This window comes from Dietzia maris (genome assembly GCF_014144855.1).
GTDB lineage: Bacteria > Actinomycetota > Actinomycetes > Mycobacteriales > Mycobacteriaceae > Dietzia > Dietzia kunjamensis.
On sequence record NZ_JAALDN010000233.1, the window covers coordinates 1 to 13,948 of the forward strand.

17 protein-coding genes are annotated in these 13,948 nt (G+C 71.2%); 7 read left to right on the forward strand and 10 right to left on the reverse strand.

Going from position 1 to position 13,948, the window contains the following annotated elements; translation table 11 throughout:
- The 4 genes from G6024_RS08115 to G6024_RS08130 form a co-directional block, all read right to left on the reverse strand.
- The coding region (locus G6024_RS08115; protein WP_268817112.1) for an amidase family protein at positions 1–336 on the reverse strand (336 nt) is incomplete at its 3' end.
- A 102-nt stretch (positions 337–438) separates the two neighbouring features.
- Complete coding sequence (locus G6024_RS08120; RefSeq protein ID WP_082923918.1) at positions 439–1,278, reverse strand: SDR family NAD(P)-dependent oxidoreductase; 840 nt, start codon at positions 1,276–1,278, stop codon at positions 439–441.
- 40 nt (positions 1,279–1,318) lie between these two features.
- On the reverse strand, positions 1,319–2,047 hold the full coding sequence (locus G6024_RS08125; RefSeq protein WP_067716424.1) for a sulfite exporter TauE/SafE family protein: 729 nt from the start codon (positions 2,045–2,047) through the stop codon (positions 1,319–1,321).
- A 37-nt stretch (positions 2,048–2,084) separates the two neighbouring features.
- Complete coding sequence (locus G6024_RS08130; RefSeq protein WP_096906942.1) at positions 2,085–2,561, reverse strand: nuclear transport factor 2 family protein; 477 nt, start codon at positions 2,559–2,561, stop codon at positions 2,085–2,087.
- A gap of 79 nt (positions 2,562–2,640) precedes the next feature.
- Between G6024_RS08130 and G6024_RS08135 the strand changes: the two genes are divergently transcribed.
- The gene (locus G6024_RS08135) at positions 2,641–3,303 is read left to right on the forward strand and encodes a TetR/AcrR family transcriptional regulator (protein WP_082923917.1); all 663 of its coding nucleotides are present in this window, start codon (positions 2,641–2,643) and stop codon (positions 3,301–3,303) included.
- A gap of 17 nt (positions 3,304–3,320) precedes the next feature.
- Here G6024_RS08135 and G6024_RS08140 read toward each other — a convergent pair whose 3' ends face one another.
- On the reverse strand, positions 3,321–4,901 hold the full coding sequence (locus G6024_RS08140) for a DUF4389 domain-containing protein (RefSeq protein WP_235027814.1): 1,581 nt from the start codon (positions 4,899–4,901) through the stop codon (positions 3,321–3,323).
- A 166-nt stretch (positions 4,902–5,067) separates the two neighbouring features.
- Here G6024_RS08140 and G6024_RS08145 point away from each other — a divergent pair, with 166 nt between their 5' ends.
- A complete protein-coding gene (locus G6024_RS08145) occupies positions 5,068–5,679 on the forward strand; it encodes a 1-acyl-sn-glycerol-3-phosphate acyltransferase (protein WP_067716419.1) in 612 nt (203 codons plus the stop codon).
- A gap of 56 nt (positions 5,680–5,735) precedes the next feature.
- The gene (gene arfB / locus G6024_RS08150; RefSeq protein WP_067716417.1) at positions 5,736–6,176 is read left to right on the forward strand and encodes an alternative ribosome rescue aminoacyl-tRNA hydrolase ArfB; all 441 of its coding nucleotides are present in this window, start codon (positions 5,736–5,738) and stop codon (positions 6,174–6,176) included.
- A 29-nt stretch (positions 6,177–6,205) separates the two neighbouring features.
- Here arfB and G6024_RS08155 read toward each other — a convergent pair whose 3' ends face one another.
- The gene (locus G6024_RS08155) at positions 6,206–7,459 is read right to left on the reverse strand and encodes a cytochrome P450 (protein ID WP_235027815.1); all 1,254 of its coding nucleotides are present in this window, start codon (positions 7,457–7,459) and stop codon (positions 6,206–6,208) included.
- Positions 7,460–7,531: 72 nt separating this feature from the next.
- Between G6024_RS08155 and G6024_RS08160 the strand changes: the two genes are divergently transcribed.
- Both G6024_RS08160 and G6024_RS08165 read left to right on the forward strand, forming a co-directional pair.
- Positions 7,532–8,194, forward strand: a complete 663-nt coding sequence (locus G6024_RS08160; protein WP_119193091.1) for a TetR/AcrR family transcriptional regulator — start codon at positions 7,532–7,534, stop codon at positions 8,192–8,194.
- A gap of 85 nt (positions 8,195–8,279) precedes the next feature.
- The gene (locus tag G6024_RS08165) at positions 8,280–8,684 is read left to right on the forward strand and encodes a four-helix bundle copper-binding protein (RefSeq protein ID WP_067716409.1); all 405 of its coding nucleotides are present in this window, start codon (positions 8,280–8,282) and stop codon (positions 8,682–8,684) included.
- 87 nt (positions 8,685–8,771) lie between these two features.
- Here the strand turns inward: G6024_RS08165 and G6024_RS08170 are convergent, their stop codons facing one another.
- A complete protein-coding gene (locus G6024_RS08170; protein WP_159148455.1) occupies positions 8,772–10,925 on the reverse strand; it encodes a heavy metal translocating P-type ATPase in 2,154 nt (717 codons plus the stop codon).
- A gap of 632 nt (positions 10,926–11,557) precedes the next feature.
- Here G6024_RS08170 and G6024_RS08175 point away from each other — a divergent pair.
- Positions 11,558–12,049: a hypothetical protein gene (locus G6024_RS08175; RefSeq protein ID WP_159148456.1), complete on the forward strand. Its 492-nt coding sequence runs from the start codon at positions 11,558–11,560 to the stop codon at positions 12,047–12,049.
- A gap of 46 nt (positions 12,050–12,095) precedes the next feature.
- On the opposite strand, the gene G6024_RS08180 is transcribed toward G6024_RS08175, so the two are convergent.
- Both G6024_RS08180 and G6024_RS08185 read right to left on the reverse strand, forming a co-directional pair.
- Positions 12,096–12,284: a DUF6440 family protein gene (locus G6024_RS08180; RefSeq protein WP_067716403.1), complete on the reverse strand. Its 189-nt coding sequence runs from the start codon at positions 12,282–12,284 to the stop codon at positions 12,096–12,098.
- 77 nt (positions 12,285–12,361) lie between these two features.
- The gene (locus G6024_RS08185; protein ID WP_119193087.1) at positions 12,362–12,754 is read right to left on the reverse strand and encodes a hypothetical protein; all 393 of its coding nucleotides are present in this window, start codon (positions 12,752–12,754) and stop codon (positions 12,362–12,364) included.
- Positions 12,755–12,990: 236 nt separating this feature from the next.
- Between G6024_RS08185 and G6024_RS16650 the strand changes: the two genes are divergently transcribed.
- Positions 12,991–13,542 (forward strand): polyadenylate binding domain-containing protein, encoded by a 552-nt coding sequence (locus tag G6024_RS16650; protein WP_227022232.1) that lies wholly within the window; start codon positions 12,991–12,993, stop codon positions 13,540–13,542.
- 12 nt (positions 13,543–13,554) lie between these two features.
- On the opposite strand, the gene G6024_RS08195 is transcribed toward G6024_RS16650, so the two are convergent.
- The coding region (locus G6024_RS08195) for a TetR-like C-terminal domain-containing protein (protein ID WP_182640347.1) at positions 13,555–13,948 on the reverse strand (394 nt) is incomplete at its 5' end.

Below are 13,948 nucleotides of genomic sequence, written 5' to 3' on the forward strand. Positions count from 1 at the left end.
CCCGGCCGCCTTGTAGCGCTGCACGACGGTGCTGTCCACGGTCGCCACGACGTCGGCGAGCAGTCGGGAGCCGTCGGCGGCGGGCAGCCCGGCGACGTCGGTGCCGAGCGCCTTGATGACGATCGGCACCCCGCGCAGTGGGCCGTCGGGCAGGCCGGCCTCCACCTCGGCACGCGCGGCGTCGAACCGGGTGGAGACCATCGCGTTGAGCTCGGGGTCGAGCCGCTCGATACGGGCGATCGCGGTCTCGAGCACCTCGGCGGCGCTGGTGGCGCCGGCGCGGATGTCGGCGGCCAGGGCGAGCGCGTCGCGGGTCGGGGTGGGGGTGTCGGTCACGGGGTGGCCTCTCGTGGGCGTGGGGATGGGGGGACGACGGTGATGATGGTGACGACGGGGACGACGACGGCGACGACGGTGACGACGGTGACGACGACGAGGTCAGCCCCAGCGGGACTGGCCGCCGTCCAACGGGATGGTCGCACCGCTCAGATACGAGGCCTCGCCGGAGCACAGCCAGGCGACGGGGCGGCCGATGTCGGCGAGGGGGTCGCCCACCCGGCCGGCGGGGATGCCGGCGACGAACTCGGCGGCCTCCTCCGGGTTGTTCTCCATCCACCAGTCGAGCCCGGGGCTGTGGGCGTGCGGGGCCACGTTGAGCGCGCGGATCCCCTCGGCGGCCCACTCGTAGGCGGCGGCGCGGGTGAGGGCGCGGACGGCTTCCTTCACTGCGGAATAGATGCCGTAGTTGGCGGCGTCCCAGCGCACGGCGGCGGAGGTGACGAGGTTGATGACCGTGCCGCCTCCGCGCTTGGCCATCTCAGGCCGGGCGAGCTTCATCAGGGTCAGCGAGACGCGGGGGCCGCCCTCGAAGGCCTTGCGGAAGTCGTCGTCCGGGTAGTCGGACAGCGGCAGGGGCATGGCCATGTTGGCGTTGTTGACGAGGATGTCCACCCCGCCGAGGCGCTCTACGGCTGTGGCGATGATCTGTTCCGGTGCACCGTCGGTGACGATGTCGGCGGCGAGGCACTCGGCGGTGCCGCCGGCGGAGCGGATCTCCTCGGCGACGCGTTCGAGCTTGTGCATCCTGCGACCGACCAGCAGGACCGCCGCGCCTGATTCGGCGAGGCCGAGCGAGATGCCGCGGCCGACGCCCTGTCCTCCGCCGGTGACGATCGCGGCCTTGCCGGCCAGGCGGTTGTCGCGGTCGGCGCCGGACTGTGCGGCCGCGCCCGGCTGGTCGGTGCCCGCCCCGGGCGTGTTCTGGGTGTTCTCGGTCATGGGGTCCTCCGTGGTTGATCGGGATCTCGGTGGGCGGCGATCACGCCGTGATGATGGTGACGAGGCCGGCGACCACCACGAGGGCGATCACCGACGAGCGGAACACGTGGGTCGGCAGGCGTGTGGCGATCGCGATGCCGAGCTGGTTGAACGCCACTCCGACGACGACGCAGGCCGCGAGCATGGGCGTCAGTTCCCGCAGGTCGACGTCCGTGCCCGCCCACAACAGCGCCAGGGACACGATGCTGGTGACGACGAAATAACCGGCGAGGTCGGCGATGAAGCTCAGTGGGGGCAGCCTGGCGCGGCTGAGCAGCAGCACCACGGGCGGCCCGTTGAGTGAGGTGGTGGTGGAGAAGTAGCCGCCGATAGCGCCTGTGACCGCGGTGAGCCGGGCCGACGGCGGGCGCGCGACGCGTGCGGTCGGAAGTGCCATGGCCAGCCCACACAGGATGGTGATGACCCCCGCCGCCGGTTTGAGGTGCTCTTCGGGCAGCATGCTCACGGTCTGCACGCCCAGCCAGGCACCCGGGAGGCTCGCCCCGCCGAGGATGGCGACGCGTCGCCACTCGATGTGCTGGCGGAGTTGGTAGGTGACGCCCACCCTCGTCACCAGCGCCACCACGAGATTGACCACGACCGTCTCGGTCAGGCCGATGCCCGCCATGAGCATGAACGGGGTCGCCATGAGCGACGTGCCGAATCCGGTCATCCCTCCTATGACCGAGGCCACTGCCACGCACCCGGCCGCGACCCAGATCAGCTCCATGACGGTCCGTCCGACCCCCTACCGGTGCCCGGTGCTGCTAGTCGGCGCTCGACGGTGCGAGGTGGTTGTCGTTGAGCTGGAAGCTGGGCACGTCCTTGAGGTTGATCATCGCCTCGTAGGTGCGCTTGTAGCCGGTCTTCGTGATCATCCAGCGCCCGTCGATGCGGGCGTAGGTGTCGGAGTAGAACGCGCTGCCGAAGATCATCGTGTCGAAGGCGGGGACGATCACCCGGTCCTGCAGGTACCAGCGGCCGGTGGCGGTGTCGCCGTCGACCTCGATCTCCGGGTGGTGGGCCTGGTGCTCGGTGATGACGTCGTTCGTCATCTGACCCTGCAGTCCGGAGACCACCTCGTCGCGGCCGGTGTAGGACAGGCGCTTACCGTAGGACGCGGTGACGTCGGGCGCGAGCGTCTGGGCGAGCTCGTCCCACAGCCGCAGGTCGACGCAGCGGAGGTAGCGGTACTTGAGTGACTTGATGGCGTCGATGTCGTCGCGGCGGTCGGGAGTGCTCATCGCTGGCCTTTCGCAGGGGGTCGGGGCGCGCGTGTCGCGCGCACAGCAGCGACTGTAGTCAATTGTGTACAGTTCGGGAATGGAAACCGGGAAGAATGCCGTCGGAGGCGCGCCAGGCGCCCCGAACGGGGACGGCAGCAGTGGCGACGACAACCGTGGCGACGACGACAACGCGGGCAGCCCGTCCCCCACACGCCCGACCGGCCGCGACGAGGTCCGCTCGGCGGTCATGCGGGAGGCCCGCAGGTTGCTGTCCGATCGCGGTCCGAACGTCCCGCTGCGCGATATCGCCGACGCGGCGCAGGTCAATCTCGGCCTGATCCACCGGCACATCGGGCGCAAGGACGCGCTGCTCACCGAGGTGATGCAGGATGCGGTGCGTTACGGTGCCGCCCGCCTGGAGGACCTCGACGACGCCGGTGAGGCCGCGCGCGGGATGTTGCTGGGAGCCTCGTCGCACCCGGAGATCAGCCGGTTGCTCGCGTGGCTGGCCCTGGACCGCGAGGCGGCGTTCCCGCCGATGCTCGACCCGTCGCAGCGTCCGGCGGCCGCGTTGCGGCGGATGACCTCTCCCCCGCCCGCCGGCGACGTCGAGCTGCTGCTGGTCTTCACCGCCGTGTACGCCTGGCCCGTTCTCCGGGGCGCGCTGCTCGACGCGCTGGACATCCCCGAGGCCGATCGCGAGGGCATCGACGAGCGGCTGGCGGATCTGCTGGCCCGCGTCATCACCGGCGACCGCTGAGGCCCCCGCCCGGCCCCTCAGCGGTAGGCAGGCCCGTCGGGTGTGGCGTACTCGGCGGGTGTGGCGTGCTCGGCGGCGGGTGCCGGTTCGGTCGGCCCCTGGTCGAGGCGGAACGGCGGGTACTCGTCGCGCAGCAGCAGAACGTACGACGCGACCCGGTAGACCCAGCGGTTGAGGCCGACGTTCAGTGCGAACAGGCCCGGCAGGTAGCGCCCGGTGAACAGCAGGCCGATCGCGGCGATCAGCACCAGGAGTCCCAGCAGGGTGAAGCCGACGCTGATGCCGTCGTTGTCGGTCGAGGCGTCGACCGCCGCCGCGCCACTGCCGGTGATGATGCCGACGATCAGCAGGTGCGGGATCACCAGTAGCCACCACTTGACCAGCACGAGACCCCGCGACAGACGTTCGGGGTAGACGACGTCCAGATCGGCGGGGTAGTCCGCCCGGCCCAGCGCGAAGGGCGGGTACCGGTCGGTGCCCAGGGCGGCGTAGGCGTAGAAGCCGACCCGCCAGTGCCACCGCATCGCGCCCACGATGAAGGAGAACCACGAGCGCGGGTAGCGGCCGGTGAACAGGATCGCCAGGCCCGCGGCCACCGTGACCACGACCGCGGCGAAGCCCAGGACCGCCAGCACGATGTACTGCGGAATGGCCAGCGCCCACTTGATCAGCCACAGTGCGCGGGAGACGCCCGGATCCAGATGGCCGGTCAGCCGCAGCGGATCGGGGCCGGTCAACCTGCCCGTGACATCGGCACCCGCAGCGTCAGCGACGCCCGGATGTCGACGCTCGACGTCGCGACCCAGCCCGGCGGCACCGAGCAGGATCAGCGGGATCCCGAGCACCAGACCGACGATCCCGGCGATCAGCGTGGCCGGGTTCGCGAATCCTAACAACTCGGTGTGGGCCCCCGCCTGCACGTCCACCCACACCGGGCGGCTGCCGTCGCTGTTCATCACGACGATCACCCAGTTCCCGGACTGCAGATCCACATTGAGGGTCTGCTGGGTGGAGCCGGTGACGGAACGCTCCCAGAACCGCTCGTCGGCGGGAGGGCCCGGCACTCGCGTCCCGGGGACCTCGTCGACGTCGTCATTCGAGCCTGATCGGCCGGTCCAGTCCGAGGCGTCCATGCCATAGCCGTCGGCCCACGGGTCGGTGCCGAACACGGCGTGGGGCACGTCCCGGAGATACTCGTCGACGGCATCGGCGGGCGCCATGCCGAGGAACACCCGTTGTCCCGGGACGACGGGGGTGGCGCGGACCCGGACGCTGATCAGGTCCTCGAGATCGACTGCGCCCGAGGAGGCGGCCTGCTCCCCGTCCAGGTCGAGGGTGAACGGGGCCGTGATGATCGCGTTGCCGACCGAGCGGAACTGCTCGGTCTCGGTGTACGCATACCGCCCGTCCCGCTGTGAGGCCTCTGCTGCGGCGAGCAGGATGCCGGCCGCCGTGAGTCCCAGGCCCAGCGCCGTGAGCAGCACCCCGGCGACGAGCATGATCCAGTTGAGTGGACGGGTCCCCTGCCCGGATCTGGGCGGGGCCGTCGAGCCGGGGTTCGGATCGGAGTGGGACGGAGCGGGTTGCGGAGCACCCATAGCGGTTCCTCAGGAGTAGGTGACACGACACTCGTCTGGATCGACGATGCCGTCGTAAAGATGACTATATCGTTATATTCGCAGTGTAACTGCGTCGATTGTGTGTTGATTTCCCGTCCGGCCTCGACCCCCTCCGCCGCACGCGGCGGTGGCCTAGGGTGACGGGGTGATCCGCCGCCTCGTCTCCCGCGCCTTCTGGTTCTTCAGCCGTTGGGAGTTGTCGACCCGACCGGCTCCGGATCGACCCACGGTGCTCTTGGGCGCACCGCACACGTCCAACTGGGATTTCGTGTTCATGCTCGGTATCGCCTGGCGACTGGGCATCGACATGCACTGGCTCGGCAAGGCCAGCCTCTTCACCGGGTGGCGCCGGCCGATCATGCGGGCGCTCGGTGGGGTTCCGGTCGATCGGGCGAACCCCGCCCGGGTCGTCGAGGACGTGGTCGGGCAGGTCCACGCGGGCGAGACGTTCGGCCTGGTCGTCGCCCCGGACGGCACCCGCGGCGGGCACACGCACTGGAAGTCGGGTTTCTACCGGATCGCCCGCGAAACCGGCATGCCGGTGACGCTGGGCTACGTCGATCGCAGCACCATGACGACCGGGCTCGGCCCGACGATCGATCTGACCGGCGACGTGGCCGCGGACATGGACAGGATCCGTGCCTTCTACGCGGACAAGGCCGGGTTCCATCCCTCAAAGCGGGTCGAGCCCCGTCTGGTCGACGAGCGCCGGGCGGCGGGCACGGATGCCGAGTTGCCGCAGGAGCAGCTCGACTGACGTCCGGACTGCTGTCGGGTTCCCGGCCGCGCTCGTCGGTGCGGGATACTGGCTCCATGGACGGCCTGCGCGTGACTCCGGGGCCCGGCGCGCCCCGTGGCCTCACGGTGCCGGCGGGAGACCTGGTCGAGCGCTTCTCGAGGTCGTCGGGCCCCGGCGGCCAGCACGTCAATACCGCCGATTCGCGCGTGCAGCTGAGCATCGACCTGGGCACCACGACGGCGTTGGACGAGGTCCAGCGCGAACGGGCCCTGCTCACCCTCGCCCCGAAACTGTCCGGCACGGTCCTCACCGTCAGCGTGGAGGAGAACAGGTCGCAGCGGCGCAACCGGGCGACGGCACGCCAGCGCCTCGGAGAGCTGTTGCGTGAAGCGGTGGCGCCGCCGGTCGCCAGGCGTGCTACCCGACCCACTCGCGGTTCGCAGCGGCGACGTGTCCAGCATGAACGCCGCCGGGCCGAGATCAAGCGCAATCGGAGGCGGCCCGAACACGACTGATGCCCAGCCGTAGGTTAGGTCAGGTCAGGTCAGGCCAGGCCCGTCGCGGGGAGCGAGACGAACCCCCGGGTGAACGGCGAGAGCGCCCGAACCGCCGAGTCCCGGTCGACCCCGACCGTCGGGTGCGCGGCGTAGAGCTCCTCCACTGCGATGCGGGCCTGGAGCCGCGCGAAGTGCGAGCCGATGCAGAAGTGCGGGCCGCGGGCGAACCCGAGGTGCCCGCTGATCTCGCGCGTGATGTCGAGCTGCCCGGCGGTCGGACCGAACTCGCGCTCGTCGCGGTTGGCCGAGCCGTAGAGCATCATCACCTTCTCCCCCGCCGGGATCGTCGTCCCGCCGACGGTCACCTCGCGGGTGGTCGTCCGCGCGAGCGCCTGCACGCTCGACTCGAAGCGCAGGCACTCCGAGAGCGCGCCGGGGATGAGCCCGGGGTCGGCCGCGAGCATCTCCCGCTGCCGCGGATGGGAGTCGAGCAGCGCGACGGTGTGCGAGATGAGGTTGCCGGTGGTGTCGTTGCCGCCGGCGACGATGACGAAGCAGAAGCCGAGGATGTCCCAGTCGTCCAGCCGCTCGCCCTCGATCTCGGCCTGAGCCAGAGCGGAGATGAGATCGTCACCCGGGTGGGCTCTCCGCTCGGCGATGAGTTCACCGAAGTAGGCGAACATCTCCGCCACCGCGTCCACCGCCCCGCCCTCGAGGCCGGCCGGGCGGAACCCCTCCTCCTGCAGGGTCGTCAGCGCACTGACCCACGGGCCGAACAGCGGGCGGTCCGGTGCCGGCAGGTCGAACAGGTGGGCCAGCACGAACGTCGGGATCTGCGCACTGAAGTCGCGGTGGAGATCGACCACCTCGTCGTCGTCGTACCTCTCGGCCATCTCCGCCAGCCGCCCACGGACGAAGTCGCGGATCTGCGGCTCGGTGGCGGCGACGCGCTTCGGGGAGAACGCCTTGGCCAGCAGCCGCCGCTTCCCGGAGTGCTCGGGCGGGTCCATCATGACGATGGTCGGGGCCAGCCCCAGTTTCTCGATCTCGTCGCGGTAGAAGGTCAGCCCGCTGGCGGAGGAGAAGGTCCCGGGATCGCACACGGCGGCGTCGACGTCGGCGTAGCGGGACAGCGCCCAGAAGTCGGGGTGGGCGGTGGTGCCGTCGCCGCGGTGATGGTGCACCGGATCGGTCTCGCGCAGCAGCCGGTAGCCCGGGTAGGGGTCGGCGAGGTGCGCGGGGTCGAACGGGTCGAACATGGGGGCCGTCGCCGGCTGCTGGGTCATGGCGGGCTGAGGCATGGCGCGCGGGGTCATGGCACCGTTTAACACGGACTGTTAAACAATGGGAAGGGCCCCTCTAGACTCGAGCGCGTGCCCCGCCCCGTTAGCCCACGCTCCACCACCCCGCGCTCCACCACCCCACGCGCCACGGCCACCCGCGACGCTCTCTACCTAGCCGGACTGCGCCGCTTCGCCTCGGACGGCTGGCGGACGGCACGGGTCCGCGACATCGTCGCCGATGCCGGCCAGGGCAACGACTCCGCGATCAACTACCACTTCGGCGGCCGCGCGGGACTGCTCCGGGAGGTCCTGGACCGCGGCGTCCTGCGGATGGAGGCCGAGCGACGCGCGGACCTGCGAACGTGGGTGTCGTCGCCGCCCGACCTCGCCGAGATCGTGCGGGCGGTGGTGTCCCCGTTGGCGGACCTGTTGGACGACGACGAGGGCCGCTGGACGCTCCGGGTGATCGGCCAGCTGGGAGCACTCGCGGAGGTGGGCCGGACGGTCAACACCGGACCGGTCGCGGACACCGCACTGCAGGATCAGCTGGAGATGCTGGTCGCGGCCGCGACGGCGGCGTGCGGCCCGGACCTGGCCCGCCACCGGGTCCGGCAGTTCATCGTCATGCTCACCGCCGAACTCGCGGCGCGGGCCTGCGATCCGCCGGAGGTCGGTCCCCCGCACGGCACCTATGTGGCGGACCTGATCGACGGGTTCGCGCGAGGGCTCGCGCGGCCTGCGCCCCGCCCCTGAAGGACACCTCCGAGCCCCCCACCAGGCGTTATATCGTCTTGATCTCAGACCTTGCGCCACCGGGCGGGATCAGTAGCGTGGGGGTATGAGCACTTCCGAGATGATCACGTCCCATCCGAATCCGACCGACGGCCTCGACGTGGACCTGCTCGCCGAGGCCATCGACGCGGCCGCGTCCTGCGCCACCACCTGCACGTCGTGCGCCGACGCGTGCCTCGCCGAGGAGTCCGTCGCCGACCTGCGCGACTGCATCCGCACCGACCTCGACTGCGCGGATGTCTGCGCCGCCACCGCCGCCCTGCTGAGCCGCCGAACCGGCAGCAACCTCGAGGTCGTCAAGGCGCAGCTCACGGCGTGCCGGACGGCCTGCGCCGCCTGCGCCGACGACTGCGAGCAGCACGCCGAGATGCACGAGCACTGCAAGCACTGCGCCCGGGCCTGCCGCCGCTGCGAGAAGGCCTGCGCCGATCTGCTCGCCGCGATCGGCTGAGCTCACGATCAGCTGGGCTCACGATCGACCGGGCCTCCGCTCGGCGAGCCGCCGGTGGGCACGCGCCGCCGGCTGCCAGGTGGACCGTCAGCTGCGAGTGGTGACCTGTTCGGGCGAGAGGTCCAGGCGGCGGAGCAGCTGCGCGTTGACCGCCACCACCACCGTCGACAGCGACATGAGGATCGCGCCGACCGACATCGGCATGATGATGCCCACCGGCGCCAGCACACCCGCGGCCAGCGGGATGGCCACGAGGTTGTAGCCCCCCGCCCACCACAGGTTCTGGAGCATCTTGCGGTAGGTCGCATCCGAGAGCGCCGCCACCGAGACCACCGAGCGCGGGTCGTCGGAGGCGAGCACCACGCCCGCGGAGGCGATGGCGACGTCGGTGCCGGCGCCGATCGCGATCCCCACGTCCGCCTGCGCCAGCGCGGGCGCGTCATTGACGCCGTCGCCGACCATGGCCACCCGTCGGCCCTCATCCTGCAGACGCCGCACGGTGGCGGCCTTGTCCTCGGGCCGGACGCCCGCGAAGTAGCGGTCGATGCCCAACTCCTCGGAGACGGAGGCGGCCACGGCATCGGCGTCGCCGGTGATCATCTGCACCTCCACGTCGCGGTCGTGCAGTGCGGCGACCGCCGCCCGGGACTCGTCGCGCACCTCGTCGACCAGCCTCAGCACGCCGACGACACCACCGTCGACCAGCACGTGCAGGATGGTCGCGCCCTGAGTGCGCCAGTCCCCTACCGTGCCCGCGAGCTCGTCCAGCTCGGCCAATCCCTCCTGCTCCAGCAGATACGGCCCGCCGACCTGGACCAGTCGGCCGTCGACGCGGGCCTGCACGCCCACGGCCGGCGACGAGCTGAAGTCCGTGGCGGCGGGCACCTCGAGGTCGTGCTCGTCCGACGAGGCGACGACCGCCCGTGCGAGCGGATGCTCTGAGTCCGACTCGGCGGCCGCGGCCAGGCGCATCACGTCATCGGGGGCCCAGCCCTCGGCAACCTCGACGCCCGTCACCGCCGGTGCGCCCTTGGTCAGCGTCCCGGTCTTGTCGAACAGCACCACGTCGATCGTGCGCATGCCCTCCAGCGCCAGGCGGTCGGTGATGAGCACGCCGCCGCGGGCCGCGCGTTCGGTGGCGATCGACACGACCAGCGGGATCGCCAGCCCCAGCGCGTGTGGGCACGCGATCACCAGCACGGTGATGACCCGCGCGACGATCTGGTCGGCCGGGCCCACGAACCACCAGACCAGCGCCGTGATCACCGCCGCGCCGAGGGCGTACCAGAACAACAACGCCGCGGCCCGGTCGGCGATCCGCTGCGCCCGCGACGACGAGTTCTGCGCATCGTCCACGAGTCGGCGGATGCCCGCGAGAGCGGTATCGTCCCCGACCGCCGTCACCCGCATGCGCACACCCGAGTCGGTCGCGACCGTTCCCGCCACCACCTGCTCACCCTCGCCCCGGCGGACCGTGCGGGACTCGCCGGTGATCATCGACTCGTCCATGCTCGCCGAGCCCCGGGTGATCACGCCATCCGCGGGGATGGCGTCACCGGGGCGGATGATCACCTCGTCGTCGTACCTCAACTCCTCCGGTGAGACCTCCTCGACGCGGTCACCCACCACGCGCTCGGCACGGTCCGGGAGGAGGGAGGCCAGGGAGTCGAGCGCGGACCCGGTCTGGGCGAGCGAGCGCATCTCCACCCAGTGCCCGAGCAGCATGATCACCACGAGCAACGCGAGTTCCCACCAGAACTCGAGCTCGGGGTCCAATAGTCCCAGCGTCGCGCCCCACGAGGCGAGGAACGCCACCGTGATACCGAGGCTGATCAGCAGCATCATGCCGGGTTGCCGCTCGCGGAGCTCGTCCGCGCCACCGGTGAGGAACGGGCGGCCGCCCCACACGTACATGACCGTGCCCAGCACCGGCGCGACCCACAGTCCCCAGCCCGTGACCTCGTAGCCGAGCAGGTGGCCGAACATCGGGGAGAACACGACGGTCGGGATGCCGAGCGCCAGCATGATCCAGAACAGGCGGGCGTACAGCTGCACGTGGTGGGAGTGGTCGTGGCCCGCGTGGTCGTGGCCCGAGTGGTCGTCCCCGCCAGGCGCCGGGTGGTCGGCGTGGCCGTGGTGGGCCTGCTCCCGAGTGTGCTGACCATTGCCCGCATGCTGGTCGCGGCTGTGGTTCTCCGCCGCTCGGTCAGCGGGGGCACCGTGGTCGTGTTCGTGGGTCATCGGTCGGCGCTCCTCGTGATCAGGTGACTCGACCGTGTCATGCGCCTCTGACAACGTCCACCCTTTCGGCTGGGGACCACCCATTGCCCGGCCTGAAGCGTCAGAGGGAGCCGGCCCGAGCGGAGCTCAGGGGTCTGAATCGTCTGCTGGCGCAGATCGACAGGCGGTCGGAGCACACCGGAAGCCCGGACGCGTCCAGCGCGGCCTCGATCGCGACCTCGGGGTGGCCACCGGCTCACGGGGTGTCAGGCCCCGCGCATCGCTGATCGGATGAGCGAGTGCGCCCCCGCCGTACCTCCCGCCCTGCCGCCACTGGACCGGCGGTCACTTCCGTTCCTCCAGTCCACGGCCCACCTCACCGTGGCGCATGAAGTAACGCTTACTAAACTCTCGGCGATGGTACTGCTGGGAGAAGGGGTGGTGAGTGTCTCCCGCAGTCGCACAGAGCCGATCCGCGGCGGTGCCTTGCCGAGGGAGACACGATGGTCGGCTTCAGGCGGTCCAGACACAGAGATCGCCGCCCTGTCGGAGACGACGCCGCCACCCGGCAGGCCCCGTCCCCGGCTCACGGCACCACAGAAGACGCTCCGCGCCCGGCCTCCCCTCCGGGGCTCGGCTGGGCCGTCCTGGGTGTGGCGCTCCTCCTCGGCCTGTTCTTCCTGGTGCCGCTGGGCCTGGAACGATCGGCTGCGGTCGTCCCGACCACATCCGCCGACCCCGTCCCGCAGACTCCCGGTCCGCAGACCTGGGTCCTGTCGTCGACCGTCGCCGATCCGGGCCCGAACGCCGGTGACTCCATGGCCGAGCGCGACCCGAAGGGCGCCCGCGCCACCGGAGAAGACAGGGGCGGCGTCGGCGACGGCGACGATTCGGCGTCCGTGATCATCCGGGTCCCCGCCGCCGGCCCGACCCCTGAACCCGGGGCCGTCTCGGCGACCACCACGGCGCATTCCGCCGCGCCGCCGGGCGGGTCCTCGCTGACGTCCGCGACCGTGCCGACGATGTCGACGTGTCCGCAGCCCACCCCGACCGGGCTCGCGCCGAGGCTCGCGGAGAAGCTGGGTGCGGATCTCGGTTCGACCTCCGGCACCGGCGGCGGCACCGGCGGGGCGTGCGCGGGCTGACCTGCAGCATCGCCCCCGACTGCAGCGTCTCCCCGGCTGCGGCGAACTAGAGCCCGTACTCGATCAGCGGCTTGCCCTGGGCGTCGACGAGCACGGTGAGCCCGCCCCCGCTCCCACCGGCCGAGCGCCACAGGTAGCAGACGCCGGTGCGGGTGTCGCGCAGGATCTCCGCGGTCCCGCCGAACCCCATCGACTCGGAATGGATCTTCTCGAAACGCTTGTCCTTTTTCGCCATGCGCCCATCGTGGCACCGGCGGGGTGTGCCGGACAAAGGTACGACGACGACGAGGTCACCCCGCCCCGGGATCCGATTCAGGAGTCGATGTGGCGGAACAGTCCGCGGGTGGCCTCGGCGACGGCCCGGTCCGGAGCACGGAGTTCGAACGGGATGGCGAGGTGGGGCTCGTTGTCGCGGGTGCGCACCCGGGCCTCAGTGGTCTGCGGGCGTCTGCGACCGCCGATCAGGTGAACGGCAACAACCATTCCCGCGAACACCATGACGGTGAACAGGGCGGGCAGCATCCAAGTGGTGCGGGACATCAGTGCGGCTCCGGCGGCGAGTTCGGCGGATGCGACGGTGGCGTTCAACGACGACCCGATCGTCAGCAGTCCCGTCCCCACGGCGAGGGTCGCGGCGGTGAGGCCGAGGCCGACGAGGGCGACCGTCGTGATCGTGCTGCGGCGACGTGCGGGGACCGTGCTCATGATGGATCTCCTGTCTGGGCGTCTACACAGGATTCGGAGGCCCCCGCATTCCGGATGGGTGGCGGATCGGAATGTTCCCGAGATTCACACTGCCGCCCCCCGGATCCGCACCGCGGCCCCTCAGGGTGACCCGGATTCGACCCTGAGATCGGCCCTGACCGGTGTCAACGGGGCGGTGTCGGGGGTTATGTTGGAGGGCGTCCCATCCCGCCAGCGACCCCTCGAATCGAGCCAGCATGAACGAGCAGTACGCACGGCGACCGGACGGGCCGTGGTCCGAGGACTGGCTCGACCGGTCCGAGACGCCGGGGCAGGCCAACCCCACCGAGCAATTCCCCACCGAGCGATTCCCCACCGAGCAGTTCCCCACGGCGCAGTTCCCGCCCGCCGAGCAGCATGAGCCCCAGCGCTACGAACCCCAGCGCTTCGCCCACCCGCACCAGCCGGCCCAGCCGTACGCGCGACCGCCCGAGCCGCTGGCCCACGAGGGTGGGTTCCCGTACGGCATGCCGCCCGCCGCGCCCTACGGTCCGACGGCACCGTATGGCCCCGGCCAGCAGTTCGGGTACGCCGATCAGTACATCCCGCAGCACCTGCACGTGGCGCCGCACCAGTTCCCGCAGGGCCCCTACCCGCCGCAGTTCGGCTACCCGCCCATGCAGCAGACGGTGTACGTGCACGGCGGGCAGGTCAGGCGCGTCAACCACGCCCTGCACCTGATCCTCACGCTGCTGACCTTCGGGTTGTGGCTGCCGGTCTGGATCATCCTGGCGATCGCGGGTTCCTGACCGGCTCCCGCCTCAGCCGCCGGCCTGCCACCGCCCGGTGATGAGCGCGGTCAGCTCCTCGACCCACTCGTCGTCCAGCGCGGCGTCAGGGCTCACCAGCAGCCGGAAGATCGCCGCGCCCGCGACGACCTCCGCCAGCACGGGCAGGTGGTCGTCGCTCCGGCGGGCCCGACCGAAGCGCGATTCGAACGCGGGCAGGTTGCCGGCGAGCCGGGCGATCATCCGGGCGTGCAGGTCGGCGTCGGCCACGGTGTCGGCGATGAGGCCGGGCAGGGCCACGCGTACCTCGGGCCGGTCGAACAGCACGCGGACCGTCTCGACCAGCGCGCGGATGTCGGCCTGCGGATCCCCGACAGCGGCACCAGCCCCGCCGGCGCTGCTCGCCCCGCCGCCCGCGCCGTCGGGT

Coding starts and splice junctions, on each gene's coding strand:
- G6024_RS08120 (WP_082923918.1), bottom strand. CDS start 1,278: ATGACCGAGAACACCCAGAACACGCCCGGGGCGGGCACCGACCAGCCG.
- G6024_RS08125 (WP_067716424.1), bottom strand. CDS start 2,047: ATGGAGCTGATCTGGGTCGCGGCCGGGTGCGTGGCAGTGGCCTCGGTC.
- G6024_RS08130 (WP_096906942.1), bottom strand. CDS start 2,561: ATGAGCACTCCCGACCGCCGCGACGACATCGACGCCATCAAGTCACTC.
- G6024_RS08135 (WP_082923917.1), top strand. CDS start 2,641: ATGGAAACCGGGAAGAATGCCGTCGGAGGCGCGCCAGGCGCCCCGAAC.
- G6024_RS08140 (WP_235027814.1), bottom strand. CDS start 4,901: ATGGGTGCTCCGCAACCCGCTCCGTCCCACTCCGATCCGAACCCCGGC.
- arfB (WP_067716417.1), top strand. CDS start 5,736: ATGGACGGCCTGCGCGTGACTCCGGGGCCCGGCGCGCCCCGTGGCCTC.
- G6024_RS08155 (WP_235027815.1), bottom strand. CDS start 7,459: ATGCCTCAGCCCGCCATGACCCAGCAGCCGGCGACGGCCCCCATGTTC.
- G6024_RS08165 (WP_067716409.1), top strand. CDS start 8,280: ATGAGCACTTCCGAGATGATCACGTCCCATCCGAATCCGACCGACGGC.
- G6024_RS08170 (WP_159148455.1), bottom strand. CDS start 10,925: ATGACCCACGAACACGACCACGGTGCCCCCGCTGACCGAGCGGCGGAG.
- G6024_RS08180 (WP_067716403.1), bottom strand. CDS start 12,284: ATGGCGAAAAAGGACAAGCGTTTCGAGAAGATCCATTCCGAGTCGATG.
- G6024_RS08185 (WP_119193087.1), bottom strand. CDS start 12,754: ATGAGCACGGTCCCCGCACGTCGCCGCAGCACGATCACGACGGTCGCC.
- G6024_RS16650 (WP_227022232.1), top strand. CDS start 12,991: ATGAACGAGCAGTACGCACGGCGACCGGACGGGCCGTGGTCCGAGGAC.